15 protein-coding genes are annotated in these 13,243 nt (G+C 68.8%); 3 read left to right on the top strand and 12 right to left on the bottom strand.

The window, feature by feature from the left end; translation table 11 throughout:
- Positions 1-19: 19 nt before the first annotated feature.
- Positions 20-259, top strand: coding sequence for a hypothetical protein (locus V8J38_RS05475; RefSeq protein ID WP_123154955.1), 240 nt, complete (start codon positions 20-22; stop codon positions 257-259).
- A 101-nt stretch (positions 260-360) separates the two neighbouring features.
- Positions 361-939, top strand: a complete 579-nt coding sequence (locus V8J38_RS05470) for an HdeD family acid-resistance protein (RefSeq protein ID WP_338578208.1) — start codon at positions 361-363, stop codon at positions 937-939.
- Here the strand turns inward: V8J38_RS05470 and V8J38_RS05465 are convergent.
- The 12 genes from V8J38_RS05465 to V8J38_RS05410 all read right to left on the bottom strand — a co-directional run bounded on the left by V8J38_RS05465 (position 917) and on the right by V8J38_RS05410 (position 11,453).
- Positions 917-2,383 carry an amidohydrolase family protein gene (locus V8J38_RS05465; RefSeq protein WP_338578207.1) on the bottom strand — a complete coding sequence of 489 codons (1,467 nt, stop codon included), beginning with the start codon at positions 2,381-2,383 and terminating at the stop codon, positions 917-919. The genes V8J38_RS05470 and V8J38_RS05465 overlap by 23 nt on opposite strands.
- 80 nt (positions 2,384-2,463) lie before the next feature.
- The gene (locus tag V8J38_RS05460) at positions 2,464-2,838 is read right to left on the bottom strand and encodes a cupin domain-containing protein (protein WP_338578206.1); all 375 of its coding nucleotides are present in this window, start codon (positions 2,836-2,838) and stop codon (positions 2,464-2,466) included.
- Between the two features lie 7 nt (positions 2,839-2,845).
- Positions 2,846-3,328: a hypothetical protein gene (locus tag V8J38_RS05455; RefSeq protein ID WP_338578205.1), complete on the bottom strand. Its 483-nt coding sequence runs from the start codon at positions 3,326-3,328 to the stop codon at positions 2,846-2,848.
- A 10-nt stretch (positions 3,329-3,338) separates the two neighbouring features.
- A complete protein-coding gene (locus tag V8J38_RS05450) occupies positions 3,339-4,064 on the bottom strand; it encodes a hypothetical protein (protein WP_338578204.1) in 726 nt (241 codons plus the stop codon).
- A 70-nt stretch (positions 4,065-4,134) separates the two neighbouring features.
- On the bottom strand, positions 4,135-5,553 hold the full coding sequence (locus V8J38_RS05445) for an NAD(P)(+) transhydrogenase (Re/Si-specific) subunit beta (RefSeq protein ID WP_338578203.1): 1,419 nt from the start codon (positions 5,551-5,553) through the stop codon (positions 4,135-4,137).
- Positions 5,554-5,580: 27 nt separating this feature from the next.
- On the bottom strand, positions 5,581-5,955 hold the full coding sequence (locus tag V8J38_RS05440; RefSeq protein ID WP_291777091.1) for a hypothetical protein: 375 nt from the start codon (positions 5,953-5,955) through the stop codon (positions 5,581-5,583).
- Between the two features lie 19 nt (positions 5,956-5,974).
- A complete protein-coding gene (locus tag V8J38_RS05435; protein ID WP_291776692.1) occupies positions 5,975-6,256 on the bottom strand; it encodes a hypothetical protein in 282 nt (93 codons plus the stop codon).
- Positions 6,253-6,579, bottom strand: a complete 327-nt coding sequence (locus tag V8J38_RS05430) for an NAD(P) transhydrogenase subunit alpha (RefSeq protein ID WP_338578202.1) — start codon at positions 6,577-6,579, stop codon at positions 6,253-6,255. Before V8J38_RS05430 ends, V8J38_RS05435 begins: the two co-directional genes overlap by 4 nt.
- A complete protein-coding gene (locus V8J38_RS05425) occupies positions 6,579-7,712 on the bottom strand; it encodes a Re/Si-specific NAD(P)(+) transhydrogenase subunit alpha (protein WP_338578201.1) in 1,134 nt (377 codons plus the stop codon). The genes V8J38_RS05430 and V8J38_RS05425 overlap by 1 nt, the downstream gene beginning before the upstream one ends.
- 222 nt (positions 7,713-7,934) lie before the next feature.
- Positions 7,935-8,180, bottom strand: coding sequence for an aa3-type cytochrome c oxidase subunit IV (locus tag V8J38_RS05420; RefSeq protein WP_291776698.1), 246 nt, complete (start codon positions 8,178-8,180; stop codon positions 7,935-7,937).
- Positions 8,181-8,266: 86 nt separating this feature from the next.
- Positions 8,267-9,616, bottom strand: a complete 1,350-nt coding sequence (locus V8J38_RS05415) for a serine hydrolase (RefSeq protein ID WP_338578200.1) — start codon at positions 9,614-9,616, stop codon at positions 8,267-8,269.
- 46 nt (positions 9,617-9,662) lie between these two features.
- The gene (locus tag V8J38_RS05410; RefSeq protein ID WP_338578199.1) at positions 9,663-11,453 is read right to left on the bottom strand and encodes a M3 family oligoendopeptidase; all 1,791 of its coding nucleotides are present in this window, start codon (positions 11,451-11,453) and stop codon (positions 9,663-9,665) included.
- 148 nt (positions 11,454-11,601) lie between these two features.
- Here V8J38_RS05410 and V8J38_RS05405 point away from each other — a divergent pair, with 148 nt between their 5' ends.
- A complete protein-coding gene (locus tag V8J38_RS05405) occupies positions 11,602-13,242 on the top strand; it encodes a family 43 glycosylhydrolase (protein ID WP_338578198.1) in 1,641 nt (546 codons plus the stop codon).
- Position 13,243: the final 1 nt, after the last annotated feature.

Here is a 13,243-nt window from a genome sequence, read left to right as displayed (position 1 = left end):
TCGCATCAGGAGTTTCACCATGGCCTTCGTCCGCACCCCCACCGTCCAGAAGCCCGCCCGCAAGACCTTCGCCGATCGCTACATGATCGTGCCGTGCGAAACCGAGAGCGACCTGGCCGTCATCTGGGACCGTCAGGAGGAGCAGGTGGTGGACGTCATCAGCGCATCGACCAGCCGCTACACCAACGAGGACGCCCTGTGGGACGAGTTCCACACCCCGCCGTTCAACGCCCGCTCGGACTGGCGCGCGGCGGCCTGAGGCCAGGGCTGAGCAGGAGGGCGGATCAGGGAACCCTCCCCCGCGCAGCCGCGTTGGCCCAGCGTGGCCGTACGCCGCCACGCCGAAGGGGAGCTGCAAACATGTCCTCGTCCAACACCGCCGCGCCTTCGCTGGAAGGCCTCGTGAAATCCGCCCTGCATCGATCCTGGTGGCTGCTGCTGTTGCGCGGGATCGCCGCCGTGGCCTTCGGCGTCCTGACCTTCATCTGGCCGCAGATCAGCCTTGTGTCCCTGATCCTGGTCTATGGGATTTACGCCCTGGCCGACGGGGTTCTGGCCCTGATCGCGGCGATCCGGGGCGGCGGCTTCGCGCCGCGCTGGTGGTTGGCGCTGGGCGGCGTGGTCAGCATCCTGGCCGCCGGAGTCGCCTTCGCCTGGCCGGGACTGACGGCCCTGGTCCTGGTCTATCTGATCGGCTTCTGGTCGATCCTGCGCGGCGTGCTCGAAATCGTCGGCGCCATTCGCCTGCGCAACGAGATCGCCAATGAGTGGAGCCTGGGCGCCGCCGGCGCCCTGTCCGTGATCTTCGGCCTGATCCTGGTCTTCATGCCGGGGGCGGGCGCCCTGGGCCTGCTGTGGCTGATCGCGGCGTGGGCCGTGTTGTTCGGCCTGCTGCTGATCTGGGTCGCCTTCAAGGTCAGGACGCTGGCGAAGGCGTAAAGCTGGCGTTGCGCGCCGCGACCCGAGCGCGGATCTCGGCGCGCATCCGCTCCAGTTCCGCCGCATCGATCAGGCGGCCGCGCAACACCACCGCCTCGGCGTCGCGCGTGGCGCTGACGTCCTTCAGGGGATCGGCCTCCAGCACCAGCAGGTCAGCCGACTTGCCCGCCGCCACGGCGCCGTAACGTTCGCCCTGGTTCAGGAAGCGCGGCCCGTCCACGACCGACCCCATCAGCGCTTCACGCGGCGTCAGGCCCAGCTTCACATAGAGCTCCAACTCATCGTGCAGCGAGAAGCCCGGATAGTTGAACGAGTTGAGGAAGCCCGCGTCCGTCCCGGTCAGAATGGTCACGCCCGCATCGCGCAGCATAGGCAGGGTGCGCGCGGTGACGTCCTTGACGAAATGACGGTCCTCGACCTGCTGCGGCGTGGCCTGAGCCGCGCGCTGGATACGCCAGTCATAGGTCGCCCGGATGCCCGGACCGACATAGGCCAGGCCCTCGTCATGCGAATGGTCGTCCAGATCCAGGTTCGCAAGAGTGGTCGAACCGTAGAGCGTCGGCGACACCGCCGTGCCCAGCTCCGCCAGCCGCGCATAGACCCGGTGCGCCGTCTCCACGTCGAAGGTGTCGGCGTAACGGCGCATGGTCTGGGCGTAGGTGTATTTGCCCGCCAGATAGTCGGCGGCGATGGCGGCCTCGTCACGCGAACCGGCCTTCATGGCGTAGTCGAGGTGCTCGATCGACGACAGGCCCGCCTCGGCGGCCTCCAGCACCGTGATGCTGGCGGGGATGTGGGCCGAAGTCTTCATGCCCCGCTTCTTCGCCTCACGCACGGCGTAGAGGAAAAGCTCCGGCTTCAGGGTGTTGTCGGTGATCTTGACGAAGTCGACGCGCAGGGCCTGCAGCCGGTCCAGGGCAGCGTCCACGTCCGCCTCGCTGCCCGTCTCGATCACGCCCTTCCAGACGGGGGCGATGCCCTCGATCTTGGGGCCGGAGGTGAAGATGCGCGGCGCATCGGCGGTCGGCGGCGACGCGCGCCAGTCCAGCACCTGCTGCGCCAGATCGCCCGCCGCGTCGCGCACGGCGACGACGCCGTTGATCACGAACAGCGGCATCAGCTCGGCGTTCTCCTCGATCAGGGCTTCGCCGCCGCCGAAGTGGACGTGCATGTCCCACAGGCCCGGCATGACGTAGCGGTCTCCCAGATCCTGGGTGCGCGCGGCCTGATAGCGGCCCGCCTCGCCCTCCGGGCCTACAGCCACGATGTCGCCGCCGCGCACGGCCACCAGTTGATCCGGCGTCGTCGTCCCCTTCTCGACGTCGACCACCGTGGCCGAGGTCAGCAGCAGGTCGACCGGCTGGACGGGCGTCTGGGCGGCGGCCAGCGGCGCCAGGGCGCAGGCGGACAGCAGGGCGGAGGCGGCGATCAGGAAGGTGCGCATGAATCCGCTATAGTCTCTTCGCCGCCGTCAGCAAGCCTATCAGGAATAGCGGCGTTTCGTGTCCCGCCGACGGGAAAGCCTCATCCGTGGCGGCTCTGCTCCGTCCCGATCCGTCCCGCCAGACACCACCCGCCGACCGCCCGCGTTCGCAGCCAGCCGCCCGGCGAGATGGTGACCCACAGGCCCGATCCGGCCGCCAGGGTTTCGCGTCGCACGCCCGTCTCAGTGGCCAGTTCGACCTCCAGCGGCGCGCCCATATAGGCGGTCCACAGCTCCTCGACCTCAATCGCGCGCCAGTCGGACGGCGCATCGGGGGTCAGCAGGCGATAGGCCCCGACCGTCTCGCCCGGCTCGCTCGTCCCGGCGCCCATGAGACGACCCCAGCCGCCGTCGCCCAGAGGCCGCAACCCCAGGCTCTCGACAACCTCCTCGAGCGTGAAATCCGCGCCTTCCATCCGGCCGCTAGTGGGCTGCTTCGCCCTCGGCGTCCATGTGCGGGCCGCGCTGCTGCGGCGGGACGAGGCGCCAGCGTCCGCCCTCGAACATCACTTCGTCTCCGCCACGCCAGGGCACGCGGCTCAGCGGCCCGCCGGTCAAGCCGTATCCGACCACGGCGTAGCGCACGCCGGGCTTCAGCGGCGCAGCCTCCACCGTCGTCTCGAACCCCTCGGGCGTCTCGCCGTAGACCACCTGCCTCAGGCCCCGGCAGTCGCGACCGCGCGCCTCGATCGACCAGACCGGACGCATCATTGCGTCCGACCGCTCATGCACGGCCAGGCCGCCCAGACAGGCCTTCTCGGGCCTTGCGGGATCGACGCCGAAGGTCGCGATCGGCTGCTCCAGGTCGCCGCTGATGTTCACCGGAATCATCGCCGAACAGGCGGCCAGGGCGGCGGCGACCGCCGCCAGCGCCGCCCCGACGCGCAGAACCGCGCCGTGCTTCACCGCCTCCCCCTCAGCACCCGCCGTAGGGGACGTAGCCGACCTCGATCTCGTCGATGCGGACGGTCTTCAGTTCGCGGATCGCCAGCTGGTCGAAGTCGGCGCTGCAGTTGAAGGTCGTGTCGATGACGTAGTCCTCGCCCTTGGCCGCCTTGATGGCGTCGCGGATGCGGAAGGAGGCGTCGATGGTGGCGTCGCTGACCATCACGGCCGAGGCGCGGATACCTGGGAAGGCGCGCGGGCCGGCGCTCTCCAGATGGACCCAGGGATCGGCCGCATTGCCGCACAGGGTAAGGCAGTCGGCCTTGAAATCGACGTTGCCGCGCGCCGCCGCGAACTCGCCCATCGTCAGGTCGATCTTCTGCGGCAGGTCATAGTCCTTCAGCGCCGCCAGGGCCTGGGTCGAACAGGCCGGCGTCATCGGCACGGCGTAGCCGACGACCTCGCCGCCGTCAGCGCTGACGCGGACCGTGCAGTCGCCGATCTCATAGGTGCGTTCCTTGTCCTGAACCGTGCGGGCCGGGCCCAGCTTGGATTCCAGATAGGCGACCTGCACCCCCATCATCTGGTCGATCGTCGGCGCGCCGCCCGCCACAGGCGCGGCCTCGGGCGCCGCCTGGGGCGCCTCAGCCGGAGCGGCATCGGCCTTTTCAGCCGTCTTGTCCGCCTGGCCGCAGGCCGACAGTCCCGCAAGGGCGCCCAGCAGGACGACCGTTTTCAGTCCTTGGAATGCAGTCATCATCTCTCCACGGCTCAGGTTGAGCGTCGCAACCAACGCACCACGGCGCGATGGGTTCTCGTGCGCGAACTCAAAGGGCCTTCACGATCCCCTCAACCATCTTCTTGGCGTCGGCGAACAGCATCATGGTGTTGTCGCGGAAGAAGAGCTCGTTCTCGACCCCGGCGTAACCGCTGCCCATCGACCGCTTGATGAACAGGACGGTGCCGGCCTTCTCCACGTCCAGAACCGGCATGCCGTAGATAGGCGACTGCGGATCGGTCTTGGCGGCCGGATTGGTCACGTCGTTGGCGCCGATGACGAAGGCCACGTCGGCCGAGGCGAATTCGCTGTTGATGTCCTCCAGCTCGAACACCTCGTCATAGGGGACGTTGGCCTCGGCCAGCAGGACGTTCATGTGCCCCGGCATCCGGCCCGCGACGGGGTGGATGGCGTATTTCACCTCGACGCCCTCTTCTTTCAGCTTGTCCGCCATTTCGCGAAGGGCGTGCTGAGCCTGGGCCACCGCCATGCCGTAGCCGGGCACGATGATGACCTTGGAGGCGTTCTTCATGATGAAGGCGGCGTCCTCGGCCGAGCCCTGCTTGACCGGTCGCGTCTCGACCGCCCCGCCGCCCGCCGCCGCGCCCGCCTCGGCGCCGAAGCCGCCCAGGATGACGCTGATGAAGCTGCGATTCATGCCCTTGCACATGATGTAGCTGAGGATGGCCCCCGACGACCCGACCAGGGCGCCGGTGATGATCAGGGCGATGTTCTCCAGCGTGAAGCCCAGGGCCGCCGCCGCCCAGCCGGAATAGGAGTTCAGCATGGACACCACCACCGGCATGTCCGCCCCGCCGATGGGGATGATCAGGGTCGCGCCCAGGATCAGGGCGATGGCGAACACGCCCCAGAAGGCCCAGACCGCCGTCCCGCCCGTCCCGATCAGGACGCCGATCAGGAAGACCAGGGCCAGAGCCAGGCCGATGTTGATTAGGTGCCGCGCGGGCAAAAGGATCGGCGCCCCGCTCATTCGCCCGTCCAGCTTGGCGAAGGCGATGACCGAACCTGTGAAGGTGATGGCCCCGATGGCGACGCCCAGGCTCAGTTCGACGATGGACAGGGTCTTTATCCCGCCCGTCGCCGTCATGATGCCGAAGGCGTCGGGCGCATAGACCGCCCCCACCGCCACCAGACAGGCGGCCAGCCCGACCAGGGAGTGGAACGCCGCAACCAGTTGCGGCATGGCCGTCATCGGCACGCGGTTGGCGATCACCGCGCCCGCGCCGCCGCCGACCACGACCCCGCCCGCAATCAGGGCCAGGGTCAGGGGGTCCAGCGCCCCGCTGGTCCCCAGCGTCAGCAAGGTGACGCCGACGGCCAGGGCCATGCCGACCATGCCCAGCGTATTGCCCCTGCGGCTGGTCTCGGGACTGGACAGTCCCCTGAGCGAGAGGATGAACAGAACCCCCGCCGCCAGATAGGCCAGCGCCGCGATCGATGCGTTCATCCCCTCCCCCCTCTTTTCAGTCTCAGATCAGAATACGTTCACGACGGCGGGCGCCTCGCCGTTGGCGCCGGACGCCGTGGCCACGCCGTTCTTGACCACGGCCAGCCCGACCGCGCCGTCGCCCCCGGTCTTGGTCACCTTGCAACGCGCGTTGTCGCCCGGCAGGCGGCCCGCCATTCGACCGGCGCCCGTGTGGCTGATGCGGTTCATGTGCACGCCGCGAATGGTCACCGGCCGGAACCCGCATTCCAGCGCCCAGCTGGCGCCCTGCGGCGCGACCACCGACCAGTGCAGGCCGCTATAGGGGTCCTGGCCCACCTCGCGGGCGGACTGGGCCGAGGCGGCGCCCGCGACGACGGCGGCGGCCGACAGGGCCAGGACGGAAATCAGGGAAGCTTTCATCACGCGATACTCTTCGGGGTTAGCGTTTGACGGATTGGGTACGCGACAGACGCCACAGCGCCGCCGCGATGAACAGCGGCCCGAGCAGGATCATCGCCCAGTCGAAGACCGTCATCTCCCGATCCTGAATGATGACCCGGGTCAGGATCGCGGCGAAAACCAGCACGATGCCGCAATCCTGGAAACGCAGCCGGTCGATCGGGTCGCGAACCCGCACCCAGCTCCACACCCACAGCGCCACGCCCAGAACGGTGACGCCCCAGGACAGGTAGAAGGCCAGCGATACGGGAGACAGGATCACGAGGCCTTGGGCCTTTCCTTCTTCTTGTACATGGCCAGCATCCGTCGCGTGACCATGAAGCCGCCGAAGATGTTGACGCTGGCCAAGGTAACGGCGGCCACGCCCGCGCCCTTGGCGATCCAGGCGTTCGGCCCGCCCGCCTGGGCGCTCAGCGCCGCCGCCGCGATCAGGCCGCCGACGATGATGACGCTGGAAATGGCGTTGGTGACGGCCATCAGCGGCGTGTGCAGCGCCGGCGTCACGCTCCAGACAACATAGTAGCCGACGAAGATCGACAGGACGAAGATCGCCAGGCGAAAGACGGTGGGATCGACGTGTTCCATCAGCCTCTCACTCCTTCATGCACCACGGCGCCGCCGTGGGTGACGACGGCGGCCTTGAGGATCTCCTCCTCCAGGTCGACCGACAGGGCGTCGTCCTTGATCATCAACCCCAGGAAGGCGACCAGGTTGCGGGCGTAGAGGGCGCTGGCGTCCGCGGCGATGCGGCCGGGCATGTTGCTCCAGCCGACGATCTTCACCCCATTGGCCGTGGTCACGACCTCGTTCGGCTTGGAGCCCTCGACATTGCCGCCCGCCTCGACCGCCAGGTCGACGATGACCGAGCCCGGCTTCATCGAGGCGACGTGCGCCGCCGTCACCAGCTTGGGCGCCGGGCGGCCGGGGATCAGGGCTGTGGTGATGACCACGTCCTGCTTGATGATGTGGGCGGCGGTCAGATCGGCCTGCTTGGCCTGATATTCGGCCGACATGGCCTTGGCGTAGCCCCCCGCCGTCTCTGCGGCCTTGAACTCCTCGTCCTCGACGGCGACGAATTTGGCGCCCAGGCTCTCGACCTGCTCCTTGGCGGCGGGGCGCACGTCGGTGGCCGTGACGACCGCCCCCAGACGCCGCGCGGTGGCGATGGCCTGAAGCCCCGCGACGCCCGCGCCCATGACGAAGACCTTGGCGGCGGCCACCGTACCGGCGGCCGTCATCATCATGGGGAAGCCCTTGCCATAGGCGTAGGCCGCCTCGATCACCGCCCGATATCCGGCCAGGTTGGCCTGGGACGACAGGGCGTCCATCACCTGGGCGCGGGTGATGCGCGGCACGAATTCCATGGCGAAGGCGGTGGCGTTCGCGCCCCTCAACGCCTCGACCGTGGCCTTGTCGCGCCAGGCGTCCAGCAGGCCGACGACGACCGCGCCGGGCTTCAGGGCGCTGATTTCCGACGCCGTCGGGCCGCGCACCTTCAGAAGGACGTCCGCACCGGCCAGCGCCGCCGACAGGTCAGGCTTCACGCTGGCCCCCGCCTCGGCGTAGTCGGCGTCCGGCAGGGAGGAGCCCAGGCCCGTCCCGGCCTCGACGCTCACCGTCGCCCCGAGGGCGACCAGCTTCTTCACCGTTTCGGGCGTTACAGCGCAACGCGTCTCGCCTTCACGGCGTTCACGGGTGACGGCGATGGCGACAGCCAAGCGAATCCCTCCCACTCCCCAGGGTCGAACCGACGTTAGGCCGAAGCCGGAGCAGGCGTCAAAGCCAAGTCGTCTCGATAAGGCGATTTTTTCGCGACCTTCGCCGCTTCACCGCCCGCCGTCGCAAGGTTCTTGCTCACTTCGCCGCAATCCGCGCAAGCAAAAGGCCCGCCGAACCTACCGACGGGCCTCGTGCAAACCGATCTGGGAAAAAGGCGCTCCCTAGGCCGAAACCTTGTTCTTCAGAACAAAGAAGCCGACCACCGCCATCACGGCGGAGCTGATGAAGGCGGGAACGAAGCCCGCGCCCACGCCGAACCACACCGTCAGGAACAGGATCAGCACGGCCATGGCCAGCGACAGCCACTTGGTCAGGCCCATGAACAAGCTCCAGGTCCAGGCCTGTTCCGAGATGTTCATTTCCCCGTGGACGTGGGGGGCGGTCGCTTCAGCGTGCTGGTCGGCCATGGGGTCTTCCAAAAAAGAGTCGGGATTTCGACGGCTCTTATAGCGAGGCCTGCGCGCGGCTCAAGCCCGTCGCGGCCACAAGCGCCTCAGTCCAGGCTTTCCAGAACCGAGCGGGCGAAGGCGGCGACGTCGAACGGCTTGCCCGCAGGGTCTTCGCCGCGCCGCACGATGACCACCTGGCGGCTGGGCACGATCACCACATACTGCCCGCGATTGCCGAAGGCGGCGAAGGTATCCGCCGGCACGCCCTCGGATCGGTTCAGCAGCCAGAAGGTCGCGCCATAGCCGAAGTCGCCCGTCGGCGGCTGAGGCCCGGCAGGAGCCGTGACGTAGTCGCGCCAGCCCTGCGGCAGGAGGCGCTCGCCCTCCCACACCCCGTCCTGCAGATACAGTTGGCCGAAGCGGGCCAGATCGCGCGCCGTCGTCCAGACCTGGCTCGACAGGATGTAGTTGCCGCGCCAGTCGGTCTCGGCCCAAGTATGCGTCATGCCCAGGGCGTCGAACAGTTCGGCGGGCGGATGGGCCTCGAACGTCGACGCCGCCGCCATGACCGCCAGCAGGGTGTCGTTGTTGGCGTAGCGATAGACCGTCCCGACCGGCGCCAGCAGCGGCCAGCCCGGCGCCTGCTCGTCCGCCGCCGTGCCGCCGAAATAGAGGGCGTCGGTGCGATTGCCCGCCGTGTCGCTGGTCAGGCCGGACGACATCCGCATCAGGGCGTCGACCGTAATGGCCGCGCGCGGATCGCCGGGGCGGTTCCAATTGGCGATGGCGGCGGGGGCCTTCACATCCAGTTCGCCGCGCTGGACCGCCGCGCCGATGACGGTTCCGGCCAGGCTCTTGGCCACAGACCATGTGCGCTGGGGCGTGTTCGGCCCGAAGTCGGGGGCATAGCGTTCCGCCACCCGCTTGCCGCCCTGCATCACCACCACGCCGGTGGTGTTGGTTCCTGCGCCGAAGCCCTGATCGAAGGCGCGCGCGACGGCGGCCTCCAGCGCCCGGGCGTTCCCCTTGGGCCGTGCGGTCGGCATGTCCGGCGCCGAGGCCCGGCGCGCCAGCGATGCGCGTTCAGGCGCGCTGTCCCGCACATAGCCCATCGGCTCGATGACGCAGCCGCGTCCGTCGGTCCAGGTCGCGACACGCGGCGGGGCGGCCTGATCCCAGGCGACGGTGACGAGGTCTCCCGCCATCTCGACCTTCATAGCGCCGACCAGCGACTGAAGTTCAGGATAGATGCCGACCAGTTCGTTCGCCTCGACGCTGGCGACCGTCCGCTCGGCCCCCGCCGCGCGCGCCGTATGCAGGGCGCTGCACACCGTCAGCGCCTTGTAGCCCGCCGCGAGGGCGCGGTGGTTGGCCGAGGCCTCGGTCTGGGCGAGAACCGTCGTCGGCAGCGCGAGAACGGCGGCGAGAACAAGAACACGGGACGCGATTTTCATGCGGCCACGCTTCACCGCCGCACGCGCCCCTGTCAACGCATAGTCGTCAGCCCAGCGCCTCGAACCGGTCGATCAGACCTTCCAGCCGCTTGGTCCCGATGGTCCAGAAGACCGGGTCGCGCGGGTTCAGGCCGAACGGCTTCAGCGCCTCGACATAGGTCCGCGCCCCGCCGCCCGACAGCAGGTCGCGATACAGGGGCGTAAAGCCCGCCGGATCCTTGGCCCGCGTCTCCATCAGCGCCGCGACCAGCAGATCGCCGAACGCATAGGCGTAGACATAGAAGGGCGCATGGACGAAGTGGCCGACATAGGCCCACCAGTCTTCATAGCCGCTCAGATCGACGGACGGGCCGAGGCTGGCGCCCAACTCCTCCATCCAGATTTGGCGGATGCGCTCGACCGGAACCTCGCCCGCCGCCCGCTCGTCATGGAAGCGCGTCTCGAAGCGGTGGAAGGCGATCTGGCGCACCACCGTGTTCAACCCGTCCTCGATGCGGCCCGCCAGCAGGGCGCGCTGTTCGTCCGGCGTCACCTCGGCCAGCAGGCGGTCGAAGGTCAGCCCCTCGGCGAAGATCGACGCCGTCTCGGCCAGCGTCAGCGGCGTATCGGCCAGCAGCGACCCCTGCCCCGCCGCCAGCGTCTGGTGCACGCCGTGGCCCAGTTCGTGGGCCAGCGTCAGCACATCGCGCCGCTCGCCCATCCAGTTCAGGAAGACATAGGGGTGCCGATCCGCCGTCACCGGGTGGGCGTAGGCGCCCGACTGCTTGCCCGCCCGCGCCCTCGCGTCGATCCACGGCCGGTCGAAGAACCAGCCCGCCCGCTCGGCGAAATCCCCGCCCAGATCGGCGAAACTGGACAGCACCACTTCACGCCCGCCCGCCCAGTCATAGGCGCGCGACGCCGCCGCCTCGATCGGGGCGTTGCGGTCCCAGTGGGCTAGCCGGTCCTTGCCCATCGCCCTGGCCTTCAGCGCATAATAGCGATGCGCCAGGCGCGGATAGGCCTGGGCCACCGCCTCGGCCATGGCGTCCACGCTCTCGCCGTCGACCTCATTGCCCAGATGACGGCTGTCGGCGGGACGTTTGAAGCCGCGCTTGCGGTCCTCCAGCGCCTTCTCGGCGGCGACGGTGTTCAGCACCATGGCCATGGTCCGGGCGATGCCGGAAAACGCCGTCGACAGGCCCTCGCCCGCCGCCTGACGCTTGGCGCCGTCCGCGTCGCTGAGACGGTTCAGCCCCTCGGCCAGGGTCAGTTCCTCATCCCCTACGGGTGCGCGCAGCACGGCCAGGGTCTCGTCGAACAGTCGCGGCCACTGGGCCTGGATCGGTCCGCGCTCGGCGATGAAGGTCTCAAGCTCGGCCGACAGCTCATGCGGCTTCATCGCCCGCACCCGGCGCAGCCACGGCGCCCAGCGCGCGGCGGGCGCATGGGCCGCCAGCGCCGCCTCCACCGCCGTCTCGTCCAGCGCATTGATCTCCAGCGTCAGCCAGACGGTCGGGGTGGCGATGACCGTCAGCTTCTCGCGCACATCGGCCTCGAACCCTTGCGCCGCGGCGTCCTCGCGGTTGGTCGAGGCGGCCAGGAAGGCGTAGGCGCCCAAGGCCCCCATCACATCCGCCGCCTGCTCATAAAGCCCGATCGCCTCATCCAGCGCCCGGCCCAGTTCGGCCCCCGACAGCGCGGCCAGCCGCCCCTGAAACCCGTTCATCCGCTCCACCAGCCCCCTGGCCCGCTCCAGGTCGGCGGCGATGCGCGGATCTTCGCGCGAAGCGTAGAGGTCGGACAGGTCCCACAGCGGGGCGTCGGCGAATTCGGTCGGTTTGACGGGGGCGTTCATGCCCTTGGTTGTGGGGAGGCCAGCCGCGCGATGCAACGTCTCGCCGCCCTCCACGTCTTCGCAGGCCGGTTTTTCTTCTGGACGGCAGGTGCGGGACTGGGGATTGTTACCGGTGTCATTTATTCATCGTCACGGGGAGGCGCGCGAAATGGCGGATGCGATCAATAGACGGGGGCTGTTCGGAGGACTGGCCGCCGGCGCGGCTGCGGCCAGTCTGCCCGCATCGACCCTGGCCGCCGGCCAGGCCCGTGATCAACTGGCGCCCTTCGGCCAGGAATGGTCGGGCCAGAACTGGAGCCGCGGTCTTGAAGGCCAGCGTCGCGCGGACCTGGACGACGGCCGCTTCCTCAATCCCATCATGGCGGGCGACCGGCCCGACCCGACGATCCTGAAGGACGGCGACGTCTACTACATGACGTTCTCCTCGTTCGAATCCGTTCCCGGCCTGGTGATCTGGCGCTCGACAGATCTGGTGAACTGGACCCCGGTCACGGCGGCGTTGAAACGCTACATCGGCTCGGTCTGGGCGCCCGAACTGTGCCGCCACGAGGGCCGCTACTATCTCTATGTCCCGGCGCGCACCGAGGAATATCGCTCCAACTATGTGCTGTGGGCCGATGATATCGCCGGTCCGTGGAGCGAACCGATCGACCTTCATCTGCCGGACCACATCGACCCCGGCCACATCGTCGGCGAGGACGGCGAGCGCTATCTGTTCCTGAACAACGGCGACATGGTCCCCCTGGCCCCCGACGGCCTGTCGACAGCGGGACCGGTCCGGCACGTCTATGACCCCTGGCGCTATCCCGACGACTGGACGGCCGAGAGCTTCTCGCCCGAAGGGCCCAAGCTGATCCGGCGCGGCGACTGGTTCTACATGATCACCGCCGTGGGCGGCACGGCGGGGCCGCCCACCGGCCATATGGTCATCGCGGCGCGGTCGCGCTCGGTTCACGGCCCATGGGAGGATCACCCCGGCAATCCGCTGGTCCGCACCGCCTCAGCGGCTGAAAAATGGTGGTCGCGCGGCCACGCCACCCTGGTCGAAGGCCCGCAAGGCGGCTGGTGGATGGTCTATCACGGCTATGAGAACGCCTTCTGGACCTTGGGCCGCCAGACCCTGCTGGATCCGGTCGAATGGAGCGAGGACGGCTGGTTCCACGCCAGGGGCGGCGACCTGTCCGCGCCCCTGCCCCTGCCCGCCCCCCGCGCGCCCGGCGTCGCGCGCCCGCCGCACGGCATGGCGTTGTCGGACGACTTCTCACAGGACCGCTTCGGTCTTCAGTGGAGCTTCTACGCCGCCGAACCGAACGAGGCCGACCGGTTCCAGCGGCGCGACGGGGTTCTGCACCTGCGCGCCAAGGGCCGATCGCCCCGCGACTGCTCGCCCCTGACCTTCCCCCAGGGCGAACAGGCCTATCGCATCGAATGCGAGATAGAGATCGATCCGGGCTGCACGGCCGGTCTGGTCGTCTTCTATGATCACGCCCTCTACGCCGGTCTGGGCTTCGACCCCGACCGCTTCGTCACCCACCAGTATGGACTGGAGCGCGGTCGCCCCGCCAATCCCCACGGACGACGGATGCACCTGCGCCTGACCAACGACCGGCACATCATCACCTTCCACCACAGCCCCGACGGTCGGACATGGACGAAGTTCGACCGCCAGATGGAGGTCTCGGGCTACCATCACAATGTGCGCGGCGGCTTCATGATGCTTCGGCCCGGCCTCTACGCCGCGGGCCAGGGCGAAGCGCGGTTCCGCAACTTCCGTTTCCAGGCGCTGTAAC

Source organism: Brevundimonas olei (assembly GCF_037055245.1).
Taxonomy (GTDB): Bacteria; Pseudomonadota; Alphaproteobacteria; order Caulobacterales; family Caulobacteraceae; genus Brevundimonas; species Brevundimonas olei.
Note: the sequence above shows the minus strand (reverse complement) of the source record. Positions and strands in the feature narration are given on the sequence as shown.

Coding starts and splice junctions, on each gene's coding strand:
- V8J38_RS05475 (WP_123154955.1), top strand. CDS start 20: ATGGCCTTCGTCCGCACCCCCACCGTCCAGAAGCCCGCCCGCAAGACC.
- V8J38_RS05470 (WP_338578208.1), top strand. CDS start 361: ATGTCCTCGTCCAACACCGCCGCGCCTTCGCTGGAAGGCCTCGTGAAA.
- V8J38_RS05465 (WP_338578207.1), bottom strand. CDS start 2,383: ATGCGCACCTTCCTGATCGCCGCCTCCGCCCTGCTGTCCGCCTGCGCC.
- V8J38_RS05460 (WP_338578206.1), bottom strand. CDS start 2,838: ATGGAAGGCGCGGATTTCACGCTCGAGGAGGTTGTCGAGAGCCTGGGG.
- V8J38_RS05450 (WP_338578204.1), bottom strand. CDS start 4,064: ATGACTGCATTCCAAGGACTGAAAACGGTCGTCCTGCTGGGCGCCCTT.
- V8J38_RS05445 (WP_338578203.1), bottom strand. CDS start 5,553: ATGAACGCATCGATCGCGGCGCTGGCCTATCTGGCGGCGGGGGTTCTG.
- V8J38_RS05440 (WP_291777091.1), bottom strand. CDS start 5,955: ATGAAAGCTTCCCTGATTTCCGTCCTGGCCCTGTCGGCCGCCGCCGTC.
- V8J38_RS05430 (WP_338578202.1), bottom strand. CDS start 6,579: ATGGAACACGTCGATCCCACCGTCTTTCGCCTGGCGATCTTCGTCCTG.
- V8J38_RS05420 (WP_291776698.1), bottom strand. CDS start 8,180: ATGGCCGACCAGCACGCTGAAGCGACCGCCCCCCACGTCCACGGGGAA.
- V8J38_RS05415 (WP_338578200.1), bottom strand. CDS start 9,616: ATGAAAATCGCGTCCCGTGTTCTTGTTCTCGCCGCCGTTCTCGCGCTG.
- V8J38_RS05410 (WP_338578199.1), bottom strand. CDS start 11,453: ATGAACGCCCCCGTCAAACCGACCGAATTCGCCGACGCCCCGCTGTGG.
- V8J38_RS05405 (WP_338578198.1), top strand. CDS start 11,602: ATGGCGGATGCGATCAATAGACGGGGGCTGTTCGGAGGACTGGCCGCC.